At 73.1% G+C, this 21,503-nt stretch carries 17 protein-coding genes and 1 pseudogene; 10 read left to right on the forward strand and 8 right to left on the reverse strand.

Annotated features, from left to right (window positions below):
• Nucleotides 1-613 precede the first annotated feature (613 nt).
• Nucleotides 614-4,081, forward strand: a complete 3,468-nt coding sequence (locus BA175_RS02535; RefSeq protein ID WP_069169537.1) for a DEAD/DEAH box helicase — start codon at nucleotides 614-616, stop codon at nucleotides 4,079-4,081.
• A 218-nt stretch (nucleotides 4,082-4,299) separates the two neighbouring features.
• On the opposite strand, the gene aceB is transcribed toward BA175_RS02535, so the two are convergent.
• Together aceB and BA175_RS02545 are read right to left on the reverse strand one after the other, a co-directional pair.
• Nucleotides 4,300-5,922, reverse strand: coding sequence for a malate synthase A (aceB, locus tag BA175_RS02540; RefSeq protein ID WP_069169538.1), 1,623 nt, complete (start codon nucleotides 5,920-5,922; stop codon nucleotides 4,300-4,302).
• Between the two features lie 264 nt (nucleotides 5,923-6,186).
• On the reverse strand, nucleotides 6,187-6,792 hold the full coding sequence (locus tag BA175_RS02545) for a nucleotidyltransferase family protein (protein WP_069169539.1): 606 nt from the start codon (nucleotides 6,790-6,792) through the stop codon (nucleotides 6,187-6,189).
• 252 nt (nucleotides 6,793-7,044) lie between these two features.
• On the opposite strand from BA175_RS02545, the gene BA175_RS02550 reads away from it, so the two are divergent.
• A complete protein-coding gene (locus BA175_RS02550; protein WP_079159347.1) occupies nucleotides 7,045-7,359 on the forward strand; it encodes a DUF5955 family protein in 315 nt (104 codons plus the stop codon).
• Nucleotides 7,360-7,410: 51 nt separating this feature from the next.
• Here BA175_RS02550 and BA175_RS02555 read toward each other — a convergent pair whose 3' ends face one another.
• Together BA175_RS02555 and BA175_RS02560 are read right to left on the reverse strand one after the other, a co-directional pair.
• A complete protein-coding gene (locus tag BA175_RS02555) occupies nucleotides 7,411-8,043 on the reverse strand; it encodes a response regulator (protein ID WP_069169541.1) in 633 nt (210 codons plus the stop codon).
• Complete coding sequence (locus BA175_RS02560) at nucleotides 8,040-9,338, reverse strand: sensor histidine kinase (RefSeq protein WP_079159348.1); 1,299 nt, start codon at nucleotides 9,336-9,338, stop codon at nucleotides 8,040-8,042. The genes BA175_RS02555 and BA175_RS02560 overlap by 4 nt, the downstream gene beginning before the upstream one ends.
• A gap of 110 nt (nucleotides 9,339-9,448) precedes the next feature.
• Here BA175_RS02560 and BA175_RS02565 point away from each other — a divergent pair, with 110 nt between their 5' ends.
• Both BA175_RS02565 and BA175_RS02570 read left to right on the forward strand, forming a co-directional pair.
• Nucleotides 9,449-10,531, forward strand: coding sequence for an ABC transporter permease (locus tag BA175_RS02565; protein ID WP_069169542.1), 1,083 nt, complete (start codon nucleotides 9,449-9,451; stop codon nucleotides 10,529-10,531).
• Nucleotides 10,528-11,208: an ABC transporter ATP-binding protein gene (locus tag BA175_RS02570; protein WP_069169543.1), complete on the forward strand. Its 681-nt coding sequence runs from the start codon at nucleotides 10,528-10,530 to the stop codon at nucleotides 11,206-11,208. The genes BA175_RS02565 and BA175_RS02570 overlap by 4 nt, the downstream gene beginning before the upstream one ends.
• 417 nt (nucleotides 11,209-11,625) lie before the next feature.
• Here BA175_RS02570 and BA175_RS02575 read toward each other — a convergent pair whose 3' ends face one another.
• Nucleotides 11,626-12,429: an IclR family transcriptional regulator gene (locus BA175_RS02575; RefSeq protein WP_069169544.1), complete on the reverse strand. Its 804-nt coding sequence runs from the start codon at nucleotides 12,427-12,429 to the stop codon at nucleotides 11,626-11,628.
• A 380-nt stretch (nucleotides 12,430-12,809) separates the two neighbouring features.
• Here BA175_RS02575 and allB point away from each other — a divergent pair, with 380 nt between their 5' ends.
• The 3 genes from allB (at nucleotide 12,810) to BA175_RS02590 (ending at nucleotide 15,736) form a co-directional block, all read left to right on the forward strand.
• The gene (gene allB / locus BA175_RS02580; RefSeq protein WP_438947314.1) at nucleotides 12,810-14,186 is read left to right on the forward strand and encodes an allantoinase AllB; all 1,377 of its coding nucleotides are present in this window, start codon (nucleotides 12,810-12,812) and stop codon (nucleotides 14,184-14,186) included.
• Between the two features lie 2 nt (nucleotides 14,187-14,188).
• Nucleotides 14,189-15,304, forward strand: a complete 1,116-nt coding sequence (gene alc, locus BA175_RS02585) for an allantoicase (protein WP_069169545.1) — start codon at nucleotides 14,189-14,191, stop codon at nucleotides 15,302-15,304.
• A gap of 102 nt (nucleotides 15,305-15,406) precedes the next feature.
• Nucleotides 15,407-15,736 carry a putative quinol monooxygenase gene (locus BA175_RS02590; protein WP_069169546.1) on the forward strand — a complete coding sequence of 110 codons (330 nt, stop codon included), beginning with the start codon at nucleotides 15,407-15,409 and terminating at the stop codon, nucleotides 15,734-15,736.
• 52 nt (nucleotides 15,737-15,788) lie between these two features.
• Here the strand turns inward: BA175_RS02590 and BA175_RS02595 are convergent, their stop codons facing one another.
• The 3 genes from BA175_RS02595 to BA175_RS02605 form a co-directional block, all read right to left on the reverse strand.
• Nucleotides 15,789-16,625 (reverse strand): aldo/keto reductase, encoded by an 837-nt coding sequence (locus BA175_RS02595; RefSeq protein ID WP_069169547.1) that lies wholly within the window; start codon nucleotides 16,623-16,625, stop codon nucleotides 15,789-15,791.
• Between the two features lie 80 nt (nucleotides 16,626-16,705).
• On the reverse strand, nucleotides 16,706-17,443 hold the full coding sequence (locus BA175_RS02600; RefSeq protein ID WP_069169548.1) for an SDR family oxidoreductase: 738 nt from the start codon (nucleotides 17,441-17,443) through the stop codon (nucleotides 16,706-16,708).
• A 276-nt stretch (nucleotides 17,444-17,719) separates the two neighbouring features.
• Nucleotides 17,720-18,364 carry a TetR/AcrR family transcriptional regulator gene (locus tag BA175_RS02605; RefSeq protein ID WP_069169549.1) on the reverse strand — a complete coding sequence of 215 codons (645 nt, stop codon included), beginning with the start codon at nucleotides 18,362-18,364 and terminating at the stop codon, nucleotides 17,720-17,722.
• 220 nt (nucleotides 18,365-18,584) lie between these two features.
• Between BA175_RS02605 and BA175_RS02610 the strand changes: the two genes are divergently transcribed.
• The 3 genes and pseudogenes from BA175_RS02610 (at nucleotide 18,585) to BA175_RS02620 (ending at nucleotide 21,473) form a co-directional block, all read left to right on the forward strand.
• Nucleotides 18,585-19,505 carry a DMT family transporter gene (locus tag BA175_RS02610; RefSeq protein WP_069169550.1) on the forward strand — a complete coding sequence of 307 codons (921 nt, stop codon included), beginning with the start codon at nucleotides 18,585-18,587 and terminating at the stop codon, nucleotides 19,503-19,505.
• 341 nt (nucleotides 19,506-19,846) lie between these two features.
• A pseudogene (locus tag BA175_RS02615) lies at nucleotides 19,847-20,265 on the forward strand (PaaI family thioesterase).
• Nucleotides 20,266-20,276: 11 nt separating this feature from the next.
• Nucleotides 20,277-21,473 (forward strand): cytochrome P450 family protein, encoded by a 1,197-nt coding sequence (locus BA175_RS02620; RefSeq protein ID WP_069169551.1) that lies wholly within the window; start codon nucleotides 20,277-20,279, stop codon nucleotides 21,471-21,473.
• Nucleotides 21,474-21,503 lie beyond the last annotated feature (30 nt).

Here is a 21,503-nt window from a genome sequence, read left to right on the forward strand (position 1 = left end):
CAGCCCGCGCGCGGACACGTACACCACGGGCCCGTCGGCGCGTCTTTCCTGGTCAACGGTAGGCACGCACCGAGATCGTTTACTGCCCGAACTGAGTAGTTCCCCCAGAAGTGCGCAGCGAGGAACGTGCGGTGCGCATCGCCCAACTTGTCCCTCGGCAAGCACGTGATCCTGGCCATCAGAGCCAAGGTGACTTCACCTCCCCGGTAGGGTCGGCATGCCGGTGCTGCGCCAGACGCAGGCCGCGATGTTGTCCGCTCCGAGCCGCCGCAGCTCCCGATGGCGGGGTTGCGCGAAGCAGCCATCGGCAGCCTGCGGAGCGCTGCCGGTGCGGACGGTGGAGGCGTCCTCGGCGGACACCACATCGCCCTACGCGGACAGCGCGGGGAAGACGACCACCGGGCCGTCCTTGTCACGGGCAATCTCAATCGCCACGTCCGTCGCCCGCCCTGGTCGAGCAGAATGGCGGTGGCCTTGTCCATGGCATCGCGGCAGCCGTCGATTTCGCTATGCTCGACCCGAGGTCGCATATGCGCCAAGGCCCTCTGCGCACCACGCGCGGGGCTGGCTATGGTGATCGTTCCTGGCGGACCGGAACGAGGGGGCGGGCCGTATGGCGGCGAGTGGCGAACGGCGGCGCAGGGCGGACATCGTGCGCTACTGGCGCGCGGTGGAGATGTTCAGCCCGCAGAAGGTGGAGAAGGCCTCGCCGCCGAAAGGCATGTATCCCGTGGAGGCCGGGCGCCCTCTGCCGTGGGAGGAGGGCCATCCCGTACGGCGCCGGAACCCGGGCCGGAACACGGTCAGACAGCACACCGTCTACTGCGGCGTGTACCCGGTCGCGTCCGTCCGCGATGTCCTGCTCGATGTCTTCGGCGGCAGTGATGAGGACCACGACGGCCGGGTGGACGGTGACAGTGCCGTGCTGGCCTTCGAGGTCACGGACGAGGGGTTGCTGGTCCAGGACTCCATCACCTTCTCCGCCTGCGCCTGGGCAACAGGGCGAAGCCGTAAGCCCGGTCCGGGGGCCCGGGACTGGCTCGACGGCTTCGAGGCGGACGCCGAGGCGTGTGAAACCGTCGTGCTGGGCATCGGAGACGGCAAGGTGACGATCGCCGACGCCGCGCCAGGGCGGCGGCAGCGGCCGTTCGCGGGGTTGCTGTGCGAGATCACGGTCGGCGCGGCCGGCGGTGCCCTGAACGCCGCACTCGGGCCGGTGCTGGGTGACCTTGCGGTCGGCGCCGTCACCGGTGCGGCCGAGGCCCTGGTCAACCGCGGCGCCAGCCGTTCCGCCGGTCGCGAGGACGAGGGGGCGGCGGACGAAAGCCCGTTGGACGAGGGCGGGGCCGATGTGGAGGACGACGAGGAGGCCCCGCCCCAGCTGGGTGAGAAGCCGCTGACCGTAAGGGACCTGTCGGCCGTCACCCGATGGGTCGCGGAACAGTTCGGCGTCACCGACGACCTGCGGCCGGAGACGATTCGCGTCCAGTGCAGGTCTGTGGCCCGGCGGAAGGCCGGCCGGACGGGCGGGTCGGACTTCCTGAACAGCTTCATCGCGGCGGACCTCGGCCTGGTCGCGTGCAGCCTCACCAAGGACGAACCGGGGCCTGCGCTGCGGGACTACCTGACCGCTTCCGCCGCGCTGCGTGGCCGTGCGCGCGTCGATCTCAAGCAGGAACCCGGAGCGGTGCTCGCCGGCGTGCAGCCGGCTGACTTCCCGCTCGGGCGCTGGCCCGCGAAGACGGAACATCCGCTGGTGCTGAGCCAGCAGTTCGCGGTGAACCGGATCGTGGAGCAACTCGGCGGCACCGACGGCCTGTACGCGGTGAACGGTCCGCCCGGTACGGGTAAGACCACACAGCTGCGGGACCTCATCGCCTCCGTGCTCGTCATGAGAGCAGAGCACCTGGCCGAACTTCGGCGGCCCGAGGACGCGTTCACCGGTCAGCCGCACCGCTGGAGCACCGGCACCTACCAGCGGTCCGTCGCCCCGCTCACACCGGAACTGGCCGGCTACGAGATGGTGATCGCGTCGGCCAACAACGGCGCCGTCGAGAACGTCTCCAAGGAGATCCCGGCACTCGCGTCCGTTGCTGAGGAGTGGCAGGAAGCAGCGTCCTTCTTTCCGGAACAGGGACGCCTCCTCCTCGACGGCGCACCGGCGTGGGGAACCCTCGCCGCGAAGCTCGGCAACAAGGGGAACCGTTCGGATTTCCGCAACACGTACTGGTTCGGCCCTCCGCGCGCGGAGCGGGCCGAGCGCGGCGAGGGCATGCGGGACGTCCTGAAGGCGGCTGCTTCGCGCGGCTTCGACCTGATGTCGTGGCGTGAGTACGTGAACCGTTTCCGGGACGCGCGGCGGACGGTGGAGGCGCTGCGGGACGAGCGTCAGCGAGCGTATGAAGCGCTCCTGCACTTCAGCGGATCGCGGGAGGCCGTGCACACCGCCCAGGAGGCGGTTGCCGGCGCCGAGCAGGATCTGGAGGCACTCCGGCAACCGGCTGCGGACGCCCGTGCGGCCCGCAACAACGCGCAGAGGGACCTTGCGGGCCCTGCGGGCCGAAGGGCGGAGCACCGCCGGCACCGTCCCGGTTTCACCGCGGGCCTCTTCACCCTCGGCTCGGCACAGCGCGACTGGCAGGCGGAGGACCAACTGCTGGCCGCCTCGGAGCAGGCAGCTCGGGCCGCGTACGAGGCACACACGCAGACTGCCGCCGCGTACGACCGGGCCGAAGCGGCCCACAGGGGCGTCCTGGACGAAGCCCGGCGGACGCTCCAGGCAGCGGAAGGTCGCTATGCCCAGCTCTCGACGACCCTGGTCGCAGGGGCGGAGCGCTGGGGCACCTTCGTGCCGGGCAACGAGGAGCCCGGCGAGCGCACAAAGGAGGATGCGCGGGAGCTGTCGTCGCCCTGGTCCGATCCGGAGTTCACCCGAGCCCGCACCCGGCTTTTCCTCGCTGCGATGGACCTGCACCGCGCCTTCATCGAGGGCGCGGCCGACCGGATGCGTAAGAACCTCGACGCTGCGATGGACGTTCTGTGCGGCGACGCTCCCAAGACCCTGAAACCGGAGGTGGTGCTGGCGGCCTGGCAGAGTCTCTTCCTCGCGGTGCCCGTCGTCTCCACCACCTTCGCCTCACTGGACCGGATGTTCACCGGACTGGGACCCCGGTCGCTGGGCTGGATGCTGATCGACGAGGCCGGCCAGGCGACCGCACAGATGCCGGTGGGCGCCCTGTGGCGGGCCCGCAGAGGCGTCATCGTGGGCGATCCGCTGCAGCTGGAACCCGTGGTGACGCTGCCGCACACGGGGCAGCAGGCACTGCGCCGCACCTTCGGCGTGGCCGAGGAGTGGGAGCCGTCCCGCACCTCCGCGCAGCGCGTCGCGGACCGGCTGAACAGCTACGGCACCTGGCTGCCGGCACCCCAGGGTTCCGAGGACGACCGGGTGTGGGTGGGCTCGCCCCTGCGCGTGCACCGGCGCTGCGACGACCCGATGTTCACGATCAGTAACGAGATCGCCTACGACGGACTCATGGTGCACGGGGTGCACCGGGACGACGACTACGCGGTGGCCCGGCGCGGTGTGTGGTGGCCGGTGAGCGGAGGGAGGGCATCGCAGGGGAAGTGGTCAGCGGAGGAGGGGGATTGCGCGAACGTCATCGTGCACCGGCTGGTCGACCAGGGACTCGACCCGGAGCGTGAGCTCTTCGTCATCAGCCCGTTCCGGGATGTCGTGGCCGGACTCCGCCGCAGCCTGTGCCAGGTCGTCCCACGCGACAGGGTGGGAACGGTGCATACGACCCAGGGGAAGGAAGCCGACGTGGTGCTGCTGGTCCTCGGTGCGGGCGGGGACAAAGCGGGCCCGCGAGCCTGGGCGGCCTCCGCGCCGAATCTGCTGAACGTCGCGGTGAGCCGTGCTCGTCGGCGGTTGTTCGTCGTGGGTGACCACGACGCATGGCGTGGACATCAGCACTTCGAGGTACTCGCACGTCAACTGCCGTGCATCTCGGAGGCCGAGCAGGAGGCCATGCGGGCACTCGCCCCGACCGCGCTTGCCGAGGGGTGCCGCTGCCGGTAGGCGAGGGCGCAAATCCAGGGGTCGTGCCCTCCGTGTTCGGCTTGCCACGCTCCGCGCTGCGTACAGCACGCAACGGGGCGCCCAGCCCACGTGCACGCGCCGTTGTGGAAGAGCCGGTCAGATCTGTCACCCTGACGCCGTCCTGACGTCGATCGCCTCGTGACGTACGCCGCCCCCGGCGCTGACGGCGCCGGGGGCGGAGGGACCGACGGGAGGGCTCAGCCGCGCAGCCGCTCGTACGCGGGCAGGGTCAGGAAGTCCGCGTAGTCCTGGTCCAGGGAGACCTGGAGCAGCAGGTCGTGGGCCTCCTGCCAGCGGCCGGCGGCGAAGGCCTCGTCGCCGATCTCCGCGCGGACGGTGGCGAGTTCCTCGGCCGCCACCTTGCGGGCCAGGTCGGCCGTGGCGTGCTCCCCGTTCTCGAAGACGACGTCCGCGTTGATCCACTGCCAGATCTGCGAGCGTGAGATCTCGGCGGTGGCCGCGTCCTCCATCAGGTTGAAGATGGCGACCGCGCCCATGCCGCGCAGCCACGCCTCGATGTACCGGATGCCGACCGCGACGGCGTTGCGCAGGCCGTCGTACGTCGGCTTCGCGTCCAGGCTGTCGACGGCGATCAGGTCCCCGGCCGCCACCGACACGTCGTCGCGCAGCCGGTCCTTCTGGTTCGGCTTCGCGCCGAGGACCGCGTCGAAGGACGCCATCGCGATCGGCACCAGGTCCGGGTGGGCCACCCACGAGCCGTCGAAGCCGTCGTTCGCCTCGCGGTCCTTGTCGGCCTTGACCTTCTCGAAGGCGATCTTGTTGACCTCGGCGTCGCGCCGGGAGGGGATGAACGCCGCCATCCCGCCGATGGCGTGCGCGCCGCGCCTGTGGCAGGTGCGGACCAGGAGCTCGGTGTACGCCCGCATGAACGGGGCGGTCATCGTGACGAGGTTGCGGTCCGGCAGGACGAACTTCGGTCCGCCGTCGCGGAAGTTCTTGACGATGGAGAAGAGGTAGTCCCAGCGCCCCGCGTTCAGCCCGGAGGCGTGGTCGCGGAGCTCGTAGAGGATCTCCTCCATCTCGTACGCGGCGGTGATCGTCTCGATGAGGACGGTCGCCCGGACGGTGCCCTGGGGAAGGCCGACGTAGTCCTGGGCGAAGACGAAGATGTCGTTCCAGAGGCGGGCCTCCAGGTGGGACTCCGTCTTCGGGAGGTAGAAGTACGGGCCCTTGCCGAGCTCGACGAGGCGCTGGGCGTTGTGGAAGAAGTAGAGGCCGAAGTCGACGAGTGCGCCGGGCACCGGCGTGCCGTCCAGCCGCAGGTGGCGCTCGTCGAGGTGCCAGCCGCGCGGGCGCATGACGACGGTCGCGAGCTCCTCGGCGGGGCGCAGGGCGTACGACTTGCCGGACTTCGGGTCGGTGAAGTCGATGGACCGGGTGTACGCGTCGATCAGATTGAGCTGGCCGAGGACCACGTTCTCCCAGGTGGGGGCGGACGCGTCCTCGAAGTCGGCGAGCCAGACCCTGGCGCCCGAGTTCAGGGCGTTGACGGTCATCTTGCGGTCGGTCGGGCCGGTGATCTCCACCCGGCGGTCCTCGAGCGCGGGCGGGGCCGGTGCGACCTTCCAGGTGTCGTCCACGCGGATCGCTTCCGTCTCCGGCAGGAAGTCCAGCGTGGAGGTGCGGGCGATCTCGGCGCGGCGCTCGCCGCGACGGGCGAGCAGTTCGTCGCGCCGCGGCGTGAACTGCCGGTGCAGCTCGGCCACGAACGCGAGGGCCGCATCGGTCAGGACCTCGCCCTGCCTCGGCAGGGGCTCGGCATCGACGATGGCCAGCGGGGACGGCGCTGGTGCGGACATGAGCTGTCACTCCTTCAGCGGGCTGCGCGGCGGCGTCCGCAGCTGCCGGGTCGCCTGGGCCGGCGCTGCGTGCCAAGGCTCCGAGATACGGCTGCGGGTGCCGTCTGGGTGCGGAAACGGCGCTGCGTACGTGCTGCGCGCTTCTGAACAGTGGATATTAGTTTCCTCATGGTGGAAGTTCAATGGTTTGTTGATGTCGAGATTCTCCGGGTCGACAGAGGTGCGGCTCGTCCGGCGCACCGTGCCACGGCGCGCTCCGCCCGTTCACGCGAGGCGCCCCAGATCCTGTGCGGTGTCGACGTCGAACGCCTCCGCCACGTCGGAGCACTCGACGAGCGCGAGCGCGTCGCGACGGGCGCGCAGATAGGCCCGTGCCCCCCGGTCGCCGACGGCGCCCGCCGCGACCTCGGCCCAGCGGTCGGCACCGATGAGGACGGGATGCCCACGCTCCCCGGCGTACGCGGCGGCCGCCAGGGTCGTCCGGGACCGGTACGCCGACCGGACCCGCGCCACCGCCTCCGCGCCGATGCCCGGCTGGTCGACCAGGAGGACGAGGGCCGCGTCGGCGCCCGAACCGGCGAGCGCCCCGATCCCCGCACGCAGGGACGAGCCGAGGCCCGTCTCCCAGGCCGGATTCACGCCGACCACGCAGCCGCGCAGGTCGGCGCGCGCCAGTACGTCGGCGGCCGCGGCGCCCAGTACCACGTGCAGGGGGCCGCACCCGCCGTCGCGCAGCGCCTCCACCGCGTGTTCGACGAGGGGGCGGCCGTGGTGCTCCAGCAGTGCCTTCGGGCGGCCGCCGAGCCGCCGGCCGCCGCCCGCGGCGAGCAGCAGCCCGGCGACCTGGGGAATCCGTCCTGTGCGCGCCATGAGCCCTGGATACCACCGTCCCGGGCGGACCGGCGACAGGGACGTCGACCGCGCGCGTCACCGGGGCGCCGCCGCCCGGGGCGGGTGCGGTGGTTTCCGGACGTGGCGCCGGGGGGGCGCGCTCGATTCGTGTCCGCGCGGTGGCGCACGCCGCCTCCCATGGCGTTAACTTGCCTGCGGCCCCGGTGGAGTTGCACACCGCCCGGGGCCGTTCGATTCACCGGCACACAAGGACGTGCGAGGGGGAGTGCTGTGTTGCGAAGTGTGGGGCAGACGCGATGGACCGGCAGTGACGAGGACCCGAGAGTGGCCGGGCTGCGCGCGGCCGTCTCCCGGCTCCGGCGCGAACTGGCCGGACATCCGGCGGAGTTCCCCGACCGGGGCATCGCCGAGGAGGAACTCGCGGCCCTGGCCGCCATGGCGGTCGGCGGGGCGCCGGAGGTTCCCCGGCTGCGCCGTTCCCTGCTGCTGGTCGCGGGGGCGATCGGCTCGGTGAGCGCCCTGGGCCCCGGCCTGCGGGAGGTACGGAGCGCCGTCGACCTCTTCGGGGAACCGCCGCGCGGATGAGGGCGGGGGCCGCGACGGGCGGAAGACCTGAGGTGGGGGGTTCCGCGCCGGTCAGCGGCGCAGCAGGCGGCGCGCGGTCGCCGCGGCCACCGCCGACGTGCGTGAGTCGACGCCGAGTTTCGCGTAGATGTGCACCAGGTGGGACTTCACCGTCGCCTGGCTCAGGAAGAGCCGCTTGCTGATCTGCTGGTTGGACAGGCCTTCGCCGACCAGTTGGAGCACCTCCAGTTCGCGCCTGGTCAACGCCTGGGCCGGTGTCCGCATCCGGTCCATCAGCCTGTGGGCGACCGCCGGGGCAAGCGCGGAGCGGCCGGCCGCCGCCGTCCGTACGGCGGCGGCCAGTTCCTCCGGCGGAGCGTCCTTCAGCAGATAGCCGCCCGCGCCCGCCTCGACGGCGGCCAGGATGTCGGCATCGGAGTCGTACGTGGTGAGGATCAGGACCCGTGGCGCGTCCGGCGCGGCGGTGATCGCCGCGGTGGCCTCGGCGCCGTGCATGCCCGAGCCGAACTGCAGGTCCATCAGGACCACGTCGCACACCCCGGCCGCCGCCAGGGCGACGGCCCGTTCGGCCGTGGAGGCCTCGGCGACGACCTCGAAGTCGGGCTCGGTGTCCAGGACGGCGCGCAGCCCGGCCCGGACCACCGGATGGTCGTCGGCGAGCAGCAGCCTGATGGGGTCGTTCACGCGGCCCGGCCTTTCACGCCGTCGGCCTCCGCCGCCGCCCAGCCCTGGGACTCGCGCGGGACCGGGTGCCCGTCCGGGGCCCGGGTGCCCCGTGGCCCCGGCGCTCCGTCGCGTCCGTCGGCGGCGGGCAGCGGCAGTGTGACGGCGACGGCCGTTCCCTGCCCCGGACCCGACTCGACGCTCAGGGTGCCGCCCAGCGAACGGGCCCGTGCCCGCATCGCGGGCAGCCCGAACCCCCCGCTGCCGGTGTCCACCGGTCCGGCGGCCGGATCGAAACCGCGGCCGTCGTCCACCACGTCCAGGGAGACCGACGTCTCCATGAAGCTGAGCGTGATCTCCGCCCGGCGCGCACCCGAGTGCCGCACCGTGTTGGCCAGGGCCGACTGCGCGGTACGCAGCAGGGCCACCTCGTACGGGGTGGGCAGCTCCACCGGACTGCCGCTGACCGCGAACCGCACGGCGAGCTCCGGGGCCGACGTTCGCGAGGAGAGGCGGGAGAGGGCCGCCGCCAGGGAGCCGTGCTCCAGGTCCGGCGGGGTCAGCGCCCGGACGAAGCGGCGGGCCTCGGCCAGATTGTCCTGGGCGGCCTCGCGGGCGCGCCGGACGTGCGCGGTCGCGGGCGCGTCGCCGGGCAGCGAGCGCTCCGCCGCCCGCAGCAGCAGCTGGATGCTGGAGAGGCCCTGGGCGAGGGTGTCGTGGATCTCCCGGGCCAGCCGCTCCCGCTCCGCCAGGGTCCCCGCGGTCCGCTCCGCGTCGGCGAGCTCCGCCCGGGTGGAGACGAGCTCGTCGATGAGCTCGCGGCGCCGCTCGCTCTCGCGGAACAGCGCGTCGTACCCCAGTACGGTCGCCACGGCCACCGCCGCACCGAGCAGGGGGCCGATGAACGTGCCCGGCGTGACCTCCTGCCCGTGCAGCAGGAACCCGGCGATCGCCGCGGCGGCCGTGACCACGACTGCGGGCAGGCCCCACCGCACCGGAAGCAGGTGCAACTGCAGGAAGTAGAGCGGGAAGGCCACCCACAGGGCGTCGGGCGACACGGCGAGCAGGGCCAGCCACACGGCTCCCAGCGCGCCGAGCCAGACGGCGGCGGCCCGGGTGTGCGGCCGGACGACGGGGGCGAGCGCGCCCGCCGCGTACAGCGCTGCCATCACGCCGGCCAGCACGACGGCGGCCGGTGCCTGGGGGGCGCCGTCGCCGGCCGTGCGCAGCGCGGCGAGCACCAGCAGCCCCACCAGCAGCGCGTGCAGGCAGAGCCGCAGCGCGGTGCTGACGTGGGTGTGCGCGGGAGTCTCCATGGTCGTTCCAGCGTAGACGCGTGGAGCGCCGGCCCGGTCAACCGAAAGGTTGATGCCCGCCCCGTCCGGGGCGCGATGTTTCCCCGCGGCCGTGGGACGAGCCTGGAGTCATGTTCGTCGCATGGAGAGATCTACGGTTCGCCAGGGGCAGATTCGCCCTCATGGGCACGGTCGTCGTGCTCATCACCCTGCTCGTGGGGCTGCTGTCCGGTCTGACGGCCGGCCTGGGCAGGGAGAACACCTCGGCCGTCACCGGGCTGGACGCGGACCACATCGCGTTCGCCGCGCCTCCGGACGGCCGGTCGGAGTCGTTCACCGACTCGGCCGTCGGGGAGGAGGCGTGGCGGACCTGGGCGGAGCAGCCGGGGGTGCGCGCTGCCCACCCCGTCGGCATCAGGACGCTGAACGCCACGGTCCCCGACGGGGAGGACCGCACGGCCGCGGTGTCGGTGTTCGGCGTGGAACCGGACAGCGGGCCGGCGCCCGCCCGCGTGGGGGCCGGCCGGGTCGTCCTCTCCGAGCAGGCCGCCGCCGGTCTCGGCGCCGGTGCCGGTGACACGGTCGCCCTCGGGGGTGCGCGGCTGACCGTCGCGGAGGTCGCGGGCGACGCCTCGTACAGCCATACGCCGGTGGTGTGGGCCTCGCTCGGCGACTGGCAGCGCATCGGCGGCGCCGGGAAGCAGGCCACCGTGATCGCGCTGACCACGACGGACGGCGCCGATCTTGCCGCGGGGGACGAGGCGGCGGGCACCAGCACGCTGACCCGGGAGGAGTCCCTCACGGCGATCGGTTCGTACCAGGCCGAGAACGGCTCGCTCCAGTTGATGCGCGGCTTCCTGTTCGCCATCTCCGCTCTCGTCATCGGCGCCTTCTTCACCGTGTGGACCATCCAGCGCAGTGGCGATGTCGCCGTACTCAAGGCGCTGGGCGCCTCCACCCCGTACCTGTTGAAGGACGCACTCGGGCAGGCCGTGGTGATGCTCGCCGCCGGTACGGGGGCGGGCACCGCGCTCGCCGTGGGCGCCGGCGCTCTGATCGGCGGGGGAGACGGTGCCGTGCCGTTCGTCCTCGACGCGTCGACCGTGCTCGTGCCGGCCGGGGTGATGATCGCCCTCGGCGCGCTCGGGGCCGCTCTGTCCATCCGGCGGATCACCGCCGTCGACCCGCTCACCGCACTCGGGAGTGCCCGATGACCCTGACCCTCACCGATGTCACCCTCACCTATCCCGACGGCGACACCCGGCTCACGGCGCTCGACCGGGTCTCACTGGACGTACCGGCGGGTACGCTCACCGCGGTGGTCGGGCCGTCCGGTTCCGGCAAGTCCAGCCTCCTGGCGGTGGCGGCCACGCTCGTCACCCCGGACCGCGGACGGGTCGTCGTGGCCGGTACGGAGACGGGTGGGCTCGGCCGGTCCGAGCAGGCGGCCCTGCGCCGGGACCGCATCGGCATCGTGTTCCAGCAGCCGAACCTGCTGCCGTCCCTCACGGCCGTGGAGCAGCTTCAGGTGATGGCCCACCTGGCAGGGCGCCCCGTCCGCGGGGCCCGGGGGCGTGCGCTGGAGCTCCTGGACGCGGTCGGCCTCGCCGACACGGCGGACCGCAGGCCCCACCAGCTGTCGGGCGGCCAGCGCCAGCGGATCAACATCGCCCGGGCCCTGATGAACGAACCGGCGGTCCTGCTCGTGGACGAACCGACCAGCGCGCTCGACCACGAGCGGGGCGCCGCTGTCCTGGAGCTGCTGCTCCGCCTGACCCGGGAACGCTCCACGGCCACGGTCATGGTCACCCACGACCGGGCGCATCTGGAACGGGTGGACGGGACGGTGACCATGGAGGACGGACGCCTGACGGCGGCCGCCCCGGTCTGATCCGGGAGGTGGTAGCGGGAAACCCGGTTCCGGTACGGAGGATCCGGGTCGGTGCCGGGCACCTGGCCGGGCCCGGGGATCCGGCCCGGTCAGGACGTGCGGGAAGCGCCGGGAGCCCGCGCGCGGGGTCCCTCGGGGCCGGGAGCGTGTCCGGGTCCGAAAACCGTGCCGGTGGGGGGCCGGGTCGCGCGGGGAGTCCGTCCGGTGCGGGATCCGTCCGGGGCCGGGCGAGTGCGTTCGGGCTCGGGGATCCGGCCCGGTCAGGGCGCGCGGGGAGCGCCGGGAGCCTGCCCGTGCGGAGTTCCTCGGGGCCCCGGGCGGCTGCCGGGGCCGGGAGCGGGGCCGGCGCCCCTCCGGGTCGGGGAGCGGGCCACCGTCCGGAGGAACTCCCCGGGCGGTGGCCCGCTCCCCGCCGGGTCAGCCGGCTGAGCCCCCGCTGCCGGCCAGTGCCTCCGAGAGCTCCCGGGCGATCTGCTGCAGGGTCGGCACGATCCGTTCCGTGGCGGCCTCGGTGACCCGGCCCGCCGGGCCCGAGATGGAGATGGCCGCCGACGTGGGGGAGTCGGGCACGGAGACCGCGAGGCAGCGGACTCCTATCTCCTGTTCGTTGTCGTCGACCGCGTAGCCCGCCCTGCGCACCTGTTCCAGCGCGTCGAGGAAGCCGTCCGGGGTGGTGATCGTCTTCTCGGTGGCCGCCGGCATGCCCGTACGGGCCAGCAGTGCCCGGACCTCGTCGGCCGGGGTGTGCGCGAGGAGCGCCTTGCCGACGCCCGTGGAGTGCGGGAGCACCCGGCGCCCCACCTCGGTGAACATGCGCATCGAGTGCTTGGACGGCACCTGGGCGACGTACACGATCTCGTCGCCGTCGAGCAGCGCCATGTTCGCCGTCTCCCCGGTCTCCTCGACCAGGCGCTGGAGGTACGGACGGGCCCAGGTGCCCAGCAGCCGGGCCGCGGACTCGCCGAGCCGGATCAGGCGCGGGCCCAGCGCGTAACGGCGGTTGGGCTGCTGGCGTACGTATCCGCACACCACCAGCGTGCGCATCAGCCGGTGGATGGTCGGCAGCGGCAGACCGCTGCTCGCGGAGAGCTCGCTGAGCCCGACCTCGCCCCCCGCATCCGCCATGCGCTCCAGTAGATCGAAGGCGCGTTCGAGGGACTGCACCCCGCCGCTGGGGCCGGCGGGCCTGGAGTCGGGAGTGCTGGCGTGGGACGGCGGCACGTCAACGGTCCTTTCGAAGCGGAGGCAAGGCAGCAGCCTACCGGGCTGTTCCCGATCGGCCCACTGCTCCCGGTGCGGCGTCCTCGCCGGTCAGGACCTGTTCCGTCCTGGTGCCGGCGGCCGGGTCCGTGGTCGGCCCGACGGCAGGTGAGCTCGCTCCTGTCCTACTCTACGTTCCGCCTGACGAAAGCGGACTTCTACTGGGCGGAAAGTGCCGCGCGGGACTTCCGACGGCCTTCCGGCTGCGCGGGCGGGTGTCCGACCGGGCGGGGCGGGTCTTGACGGCCCGCCTCCGCGAGTGAAGACTCCTTCAACAGTTCGTTGAATTCCTGGTGGGTCCGAGTGGGTCCGAGTGAGGAGCACGCGTGTCCGGTGCCGACGTGAAGGCGGACAGGAAAGCAGGGGCGACGGCGGAACCCGGGGCCGGCGTGCCGCTCGTCCTGCGCTCGACGCGGGTCGTCACCCCGGAGGGCACCCGCGCCGCGGCGGTGTTCGTCGCGGCCGGGACGATCGAGGCCGTCCTGCCGTACGACACCGAGGTGCCCGGCGGCGCACGCCTGGTGGACTTCGGTGACGACGCGCTGCTCCCCGGGCTCGTGGACACCCATGTCCATGTGAACGACCCGGGCCGCACCGAGTGGGAGGGCTTCTGGACGGCCACCCGCGCCGCCGCGGCCGGGGGCATCACGACCCTGCTCGACATGCCCCTCAACTCCCTGCCGCCCACCACCACCGTCGAGCACCTGCGCGTCAAGCAGGAGGTGGCCGCCCCCAAGGCGCACATCGACACCGGCTTCTGGGGTGGGGCGGTACCGTCCAACACGAAGGACCTGCGCCCGCTGCACGAGGCCGGGGTCTTCGGCTTCAAGTGCTTCCTCTCCCCCTCCGGGGTCGAGGAGTTCCCCGAGCTCGACCAGGAGCAGCTGGCCCGCTCGATGGCCGAGATCGCCGGCTTCGGCGGACTCCTGATCGTCCACGCGGAGGACCCTCACCATCTGTCCGCCGCGCCGCAGCGCGGCGGACCCGCGTACGCCGACTTCCTCGCCTCCCGGCCGCGCGCCGCCGAGAACACCGCCGTCGAGGGCCTCATCGCCCATGCCAGGCGGCTGAACGCCCGCATCCACGTCCTGCACCTCTCCTCCGCTGACGCCCTGCCGCTGATCGCCGCCGCCAAACGTGAGGGTGTACGCGTCACCGTCGAGTCCTGCCCGCACTTCCTCACCCTCACCGCCGAGGAGGTCCCGGACGGCGCGACCGAGTTCAAGTGCTGCCCGCCCATCCGTGAGGCCGCGAACCAGGACGCGCTCTGGGCGGGGCTCGCCGACGGCACGATCGACTGCGTCGTCTCCGACCACTCGCCCTGCACCACCGACCTCAAGACCCCCGACTTCGCCTCCGCGTGGGGCGGAATCTCCTCCCTCCAGCTGGGCCTGCCCGCCGTCTGGACCGAGGCCCGCCGCCGTGGTCACACCCTCGACGACGTCGCCCGCTGGATGTCCACCGCCCCCGCCGGGCTCGCCGGGCTCACCCGCAAGGGCGCCGTCGAGGCGGGGCGGGACGCGGACTTCGCGGTCCTCGCCCCCGAGGAGACCTTCACGGTCGACCCGGCGGAGCTCTTCCACCGCAACCAGGTCACCGCCTACGCCGGGCGGACGCTGCACGGAGTCGTCCGGTCCACCTGGCTGCGCGGCACCCGCATCGCCGCCGACGGCGTGCTCGCCGCACCCACCGGCCGTCTGCTCGAGAGGAACCACTGACCATGAGCGGGATCCCGCACTTCACCGGCGACGCGCGACCGTACGGCGGCGGCGACCCGTACGCCGACTACCGCACCGCCGACTTCCCCTTCACCCACCTCGTCGACCTCGCCGACCGGCGGCTCGGGGGCGGTGTCATCGCGGCCAACGACGAGTTCTTCGCCGAGCGCGAGAACCTGCTGAAGCCGGAGCCCGCGGCGTTCGACCCGGAACGCTTCGGGCACAAGGGCAAGATCATGGACGGCTGGGAGACCCGCCGCAGGCGCGGTAGGGCGGCCGCCGAGCCGCACCCCGCCGACGAGGACCACGACTGGGCCCTCGTACGCCTCGGCGTGCCCGGCGTCGTACGCGGACTGGTCGTCGACACCGCCCACTTCCGCGGCAACTACCCGCAGTCGGTCTCCGTCGAGGCGACCTCGCTGCCCGGTTCCCCGTCCCCCGAGGACCTCCTCGACCCCGGCGTGCGGTGGACGACCCTCGTGCCTCGTACGGCGGTCGGCGGGCACGCTGCCAACGGCTTCGCCGTCGACGCCGGCCGGCGCTTCACCCACCTCAGGGTCAACCAGCACCCGGACGGCGGTATCGCCCGGCTGCGCGTCCACGGCGAAGTGGCCCCCGATCCCGGCTGGCTGGCCGCCCTCGGTACGTTCGACCTGGTGGCCCTGGAGAACGGCGGACAGGTCGAGGACGCCTCCGACCGCTTCTACTCCCCGGCCACCCACACCATCGCGCCGGGCCGCTCCCGCAAGATGGACGACGGCTGGGAGACGCGCCGCCGGCGGGACCGGGGCAACGACTGGATCCGCTACCGGCTGCCCGAGCAGTCGGAGATCCGGGCCGTCGAGATCGACACCGCCTACCTCAAGGGCAACGCCGCCGGCTGGGCGGCGCTCTCGGTGAACGACGGGGAGAGCGGCGACTGGGCCGAACTCCTGCCCCGCACCCGGCTGCAGCCCGACACCGTCCACCGCTTCGTCCTGCCGGAGCCCGTCCGTGCCACCCGGGTCCGGATCGACATCTTCCCGGACGGCGGGATCTCCCGGCTGCGGCTCTTCGGCTCCCTGACCGAGGAGGGCGCCGGCCGGCTGGCCTCCCGGCACGGGGCACTCGGCGGGTAGGTGCCGCCCGGCCGGTGTGCCGGGCATGCCCGGGCCCGACGGCATATGGGACCCTGGTCGACGCCCGCACCACGCGGGAAGCCACGTCGACCGGGAGTCGCCATGATCTTCATCGCCGTCAAGTTCACCGTCCGCAGCGCCGAGCGTGACACCTGGCTCCCGGCCGTCGACGCCTTCACCCTCGCCACCCGGGCGGAGCCCGGCAACCTGTTCTTCGACTGGTCGTACAGCGTGGAGAACCCCGACCAGTTCATCCTGCTCGAAGCGTTCGCCTCGCAGGAGGCCGGCGTGGAACACGTGAACTCCGCGCACTTCAAGGCCGCGATCGAGACGATGTCGGAACTGGTCGCGGAGGTCCCGGAGATCATCAACGTCGAGGTGCCCGGCGACGACTGGTCCCGGATGTCGGAGGTCACCCCGCGCAACCGGTGACCGGCCGGCCCGCGCCGCCGGTGACGGGGCCGCCCCGCGCCCCGGTGCCCCGTCAGAACTCCTCGTGCGTCTCCGGATCGCCCCCGAAGCGGTGCGGGGGCCGCGAGCCGATCCGCTCCAGCTCCTGCGGCGTCAGCGCGAAGCCGAACAGGTCGAGGTTCTCCCGCTGCCGCCCCGGATCGGCCGACTTGGGGATCGGCACCGCACCGAGCTGGGTGTGCCAGCGCAGCACCACCTGACCGGGCGTCACCCCGTGGGCCTCGGCGGCGGCGACGACCTCCGGGGCCTCCAGCACCCGGCGCCCCCGGGCCAGCGGGCTCCAGCTCTCCGTGAGGATGCCCTTGGCGGCGTGCACCGCCCGCAGCTCCTCCTGGGGAAGCAGGGGGTGCATCTCGATCTGGTTCACGGCGGGCACGACTCCCGTCTCCCGCTCCAGCCGGTCCAGGTGCTCCGCCGTGAAGTTGGAGACGCCGATGGAGCGCACGAGACCGTCCTCCCGGAGCTTGATCATCGCCTTCCAGGTGTCCACGTACTTGCCCACGCCGGGCAACGGCCAGTGGATGAGGTAGAGGTCGACGTACTCCAGTCCCAGATTGCTCCGCGACTCCTCGAACGAGGCCAGCGTCTCCTCGTAACCGTGATGCCGGCCAGGCACCTTGGTCGTGACGAAGACGTCCTCGCGCGGTACGCCGCTCCGGGCGATCCCACGCCCGGTGCCCGTCTCGTTGCGGTAGTTCAGCGCGGTGTCCACGAGCCGGTAGCCGAGGCCCAGCGCCCCGGCCACCGCCTTCTCGGCCGCCTCGTCGTCCAGCGGCCAGGTGCCGAGGCCCACCGCCGGGACGGTGCGGCCGTCGGCGAGGGTGTGCACCGGTGTCGGGTTCTGGCTCATGTTCTCCCGTTTCGTTCGCGTACCGTCCCGTCCCCGCCAGCGTAGAACGGGCGGGGACGGGCCGAGCGGCGCGACGCGGGCTACGCGGCGTGACCGCCGTCCACCACCACCTCCGTCCCGGTGATGAAGGCGGCCTCCGTGCTCGCCAAGTACGCGATCAGGGAGGCCACTTCGTCGGCCGTACCGAATCTCTCCAGCGCGGTGGCGGCCCGCTGCCCGTCCGCGAACGGGCCGTCGGCCGGATTCAGGTCGGTGTCCACGGGGCCGGGCTGGACCAGGTTCACCGTGATGCCGCGCGGCCCGAGCTCCCGGGCCAGCGGCTTGGTGAGACCGGCCAGGGCGGACTTGCTCATCGCGTAGAGGGTGCCCCCGGGGCCGCCCGCGTACCTGCTGAGCGCCGTCCCGAGCGAGATGATGCGCCCGCCGTCGGCCAGTCGGTCCGCCGCGGCGCGGCAGGCGAGGAACACCGCGCGCACGTTGACGGCGAGTACCCGGTCCACCTCGGCCGGGGTGAGACCGGTGATCGGGCCGAGAACACCGATGCCCGCGTTGTTGACGAGGATGTCGAGCCGCCCGAGCGCGTCGGCCGCCTCGTGCACCGCCCCGCCGGCGGCGTCCGCGTCGGCCGCGTCGGCGCGCAGGGCGAGCGCGCGGCGCCCGTACCCTTCGATCCGGTGGACGACCGACTCGGCCGCCTCCTTGTCCCGGACGTAGGTCAGCGCCACGTCGACGCCGTCGCGGGCGAGGCGGAGAGCGGTCGCCGCGCCGATGCCGCGGCTTCCGCCGGTCACGAGCGCGGTCCTGTTGCTGCTGGTCATGCCGGTTTCCCTGTCCTAGGAGAGCCGCCGCGCCGATGCGGCGGCGACAGGGACAAGCAAAGTTCCCGTGCTCCCCGGACACCGGCGGGAATCGGACGGCAACCCCGGGACGGGCGAGGGCGGCGGCTCGCCCGCGGACCGATCGTGCCGGCCGGCGGGGAGACCGGAGCAGGAGAGAGGGCCGGCCGGCCGCCGTCACCGGTGGTCCGGCAGTGCCCCTCGGGGCTGCGGCCCCAGGGCCGTCAGGGAAGCGAGCCCACCCGCCCCCGGGTGCCCTCAGGGAGCCGGCGGCAGCAGGGAAGGGTCCGTGGCCGCGCCGCGCAGCCGTCCCAGGATCGCCCGCGCCGCCTTCGTGTAGCCCGGATTGTTGTTGTGCAGGACGGACTCCGCGTTGGCCAGTTCCATGAACGCGATCAGCTCGAAGGCCAGTTGGGAGACATCCGTGTCCTCGGCGAGCTCGCCCCGTACCCGGGCCTCCTCGACCGTCTCCTCGACGAAGGTGACCCAGCCGGTCTGCGTCGCCGCCAGCGCGTCGTGCACCCGGCCCGTGCGGGAGTCGAACTCGGCGATGGTCGCGTAGAAGAAGCAGCCCCCGCTGAACACCCGCCGCTGCGAGTACGAGAGCCAGCTCTCGCACATCCGCCAGACCCTGCCGAGTCCCGGCTCCGCCGCCCTGGTCGGGGTCAGCACGTGCTCGACGAAGAGGGTCACGGCCGCGCGCACGGTGGCGAGCTGCAACTCCTCCTTCGAGCCGAAGAGGGCGAACACGCCGCTCTTGCTCAGCTTCAGCTCCGTCGCCAGCCGGCCCAGTGACAGGCCCTCCAGCCCCTCCGTCGAGGCGACGTGGACCGCGCGTCCCAGGACCAGCTGCCTGGTGTGGTTCCCCCGCTCGACCCGGCCGTCCAGCCGCGCTCCACCCATGTGCCAACTCCGTGTGTCCGAGGGTCCCAAGACCGACATTCTAGGAGGACCCGGCCCCCCGCGAGGACCGCTTCGGCCGGCGGGCGCCCCCGGAGATCCGCGCGGGCCGGCCCGCGGACGGAGGTTCCCGAGGGGCCCGTGCGTTCGGTACGGTGATCGCTCCCCGTGTGAGCCGGCGAGGTCTCCACATCGTTCCCGCTGTGGAGAACCAGGAGCCCAGGTGTCCGCTGCCGTCCTGCCCGCGCTCGCTCCGCCCCGCCGCGCGTGGGCCACCGACCTGCCCGTGCTGCTCGTCGCCGCCGTCTGGGGCGCCAGCTACCTGGCCGCCAAGGGCATCACCACCACGCACACCGTGGTCGCCGTGCTCGTGCTCCGCTTCGCGATCGTCCTGCCCGCCCTGGTCGTCGCCGGGTGGCGCGGGCTGCGCGCCCTGAACGCGGCGCAGTGGAGGGGAGCGGCCCTGCTGGGCCTCGTGCTCAGCGTCATCTTCCTGCTGGAGACGTACGGCGTCGTCCACACGTCCGCCACCAACGCCGGACTCGTCATCAGCCTCACGATGATCTTCACGCCGCTCGCCGAGGCCCTCGTGACGCGGTCCCGACCGTCCGGTGCCTTCCTCGCCGCCGCCGGACTCTCGGTCACCGGCGTGGTCCTGCTGACCCAGGGCGGCGGCTTCACCGGCCCTTCGGTGGGTGACCTGCTGATGCTGCTCGCCGCGCTCGCGCGCACGGTCCACGTCCTGGCGATGGCCCGCATCAAGGCCGTCAAGGACGCCGACTCCCTGTCGCTCACCACCGTCCAGCTGGGCAGCGCGGTCGCCGTCTTCGCCGTCCTGGCCGCCGTCCCCGGCACCGGGCGGGCGCCCTGGGAGGCCGCGGCGGACTTCGGCCCCGCCGAATGGGCCGGGCTGGCCTTCCTCTCCGTCTTCTGCACGCTGTTCGGGTTCTTCGTCCAGATGTGGTCGGTGCGCCGCACCTCGCCGTCCCGGGTCAGCCTGCTCCTCGGTACGGAACCCCTCTGGGCCGCCGCCGTGGGCATCTCCCTCGGCGGCGAGCGGCTCGGCCTCCTGGGAGTGCTGGGCGCCGTACTCGTCCTGGCGGGTACGGCGTGGGGGCGCCGTAGCGCGGACCGCAGTCCCTGAGGGCGCCCGCCACGCCGGTCCGGGGGCTGCCCACGCCGACGCGCGGTGCGGGCCGGACCGAGGCGCTCCCCCCGTGTGCCGCGGAGACCACCGTCGTTCTCCCGTACACCGCGGTGCCCGCCGGGCGGGCCGGCCCGGCCGCCACGTCCGCCCTCCCGTTCCCGGCGGCCGTGAGCCGCGCACTCGTCGGCGTACGCGGCCGGAAGGCGCGACCGCCCTCCGCGCGCCCCTCGGCCGGTGCACCGGCCGATGACGGTGAGAGCCCTGCCGGCGCTGTCCGGCATGCCGGCCGGGGGAAGTCCGCCCTCTGCCGGCGCGCAGGGTGGGACAGTGGGCCCACCATGACCGAACTCTCCCTGCGCGCGGCACAGAAAGTCCTCAAGGACCAGCCCTTAGCAGACTCCTCGGCGCACGGCTCACCACGTTCGGGGACGGCGCGGCCACCCTCGAGATCGACGTCCGCGAGGAACTCCTGCAGCAGAACGGCTTCCTGCACGGCGGGGTGCTGTCCTACGCCGCCGACAACGCCCTCACCTTCGCCGCCGGCACCACCCTCGGGGCCGCCGTGCTCACGGGCGGCTTCTCGATCCAGTACCTGCGTCCCGCGACCGGCCGCACCCTCGCCGCCCGCGCCACCGTCGTCCACACCGGACGCAGGCAGGCCGTCGTGCGCTGCGACCTCCGGATCGTCGGCGACGACGGGACCGAGACCCTGTGCGCGGTGGCCCAGGGGACCGTACTCTCCGCTCAACCGACCTGAAGGGAACAGCCGTGACCACGGAAGTCCTGCTCGACCTCGGTGCACTCGGTGACGACTTCATCCGCGATCCCTATCCCGTCTACGCCCGGTTACGCGCCCGCGGGCCCGTGCACCGGGTCCGCATCCCGGAGGGCTCGACGGCCTGGCTCGTCGTCGGGTACGAGGCGGGGCGGGCCCTCCTCGCGGACCAGCGGCTCTCCAAGGAATGGCACAGGGCCTCACCCGCGCTCGGCGTCGGGAAGGTGTCCGCGGGGACCTCCATGCTCAGCTCCGACGCCCCGGCCCACACCCGGCTGCGCCGGCTCGTCGCCCGGGAGTTCACCCCGCGCCGGATGGAACAACTCGCCCCGCGCGTCCAGGGGATGACGGACGCCCTGCTCGATTGCATGCTGGCAGGACCCGGCCGGAGCGCCGACCTGGTCGAGGCGCTGTCGTTCCCCCTGCCGATGGCCGTCATCTGCGAACTGCTCGGGGTGCCGACACTCGACCGGCAGGCCTTCCGCGCGTGGTCCAACACGGCGGTGTCCTCCCTGGACGCGGAGGCGCGCGCCACGGCCACCGCCGCCATGACCGGTTACCTGGGCGGACTGCTCGCCGAGAAGCGCGCGGCACCCGGTGACGACCTGATGAGCGCACTGATCCACACGGCGGACGGTGACGGCGACCGGCTCTCTCCCGACGAACTCATGGGCATGGCCTGGCTGCTGCTGGTCGCCGGACACGAGACCACGGTCAACCTCGTCTCCAACTGTGTCCTGAGCCTGCTCATCCACCCCGACCAACTGGCGTCTCTGCGAGCCGACTTCGGGCTCATCGGCAACGCGGTCGAGGAGACGCTCCGTTACGAGGGCCCCGTCGAGACCCCGACGTACCGCTTCACCACCGAGCCGATCGACGTCGGGGGCACGGTGATCCCCGGTGGCGGCGAGCTCGTCCTCGTCGCGATGGCCGACTGCGACCGTGACCCCGCGCGCTACCCGGACGCCGACCGCTTCGACATCACCCGGGACGCCCGCGGGCACGTCGCCTTCGGCCACGGCATCCACTACTGCCTGGGTGCGCCGCTGGCCCGCATCGAGGCCCGGATCGCCGTCCGCTCGCTCCTGGAACGCTGCCCGGAACTGCGGCTCGACACCGACCCGGCTGCCCTGGCCTGGCGTACGGGCATGCTGATCCGGGGGCCGGTGACGCTGCCGGTGGCCTGGTAGCGGACGGAGCAGCCGGGCGCCGGGCGCGCG

It is taken from the genome of Streptomyces griseus (assembly GCF_001715295.1).
Taxonomy (GTDB): domain Bacteria; phylum Actinomycetota; class Actinomycetes; order Streptomycetales; family Streptomycetaceae; genus Streptomyces; species Streptomyces griseus_G.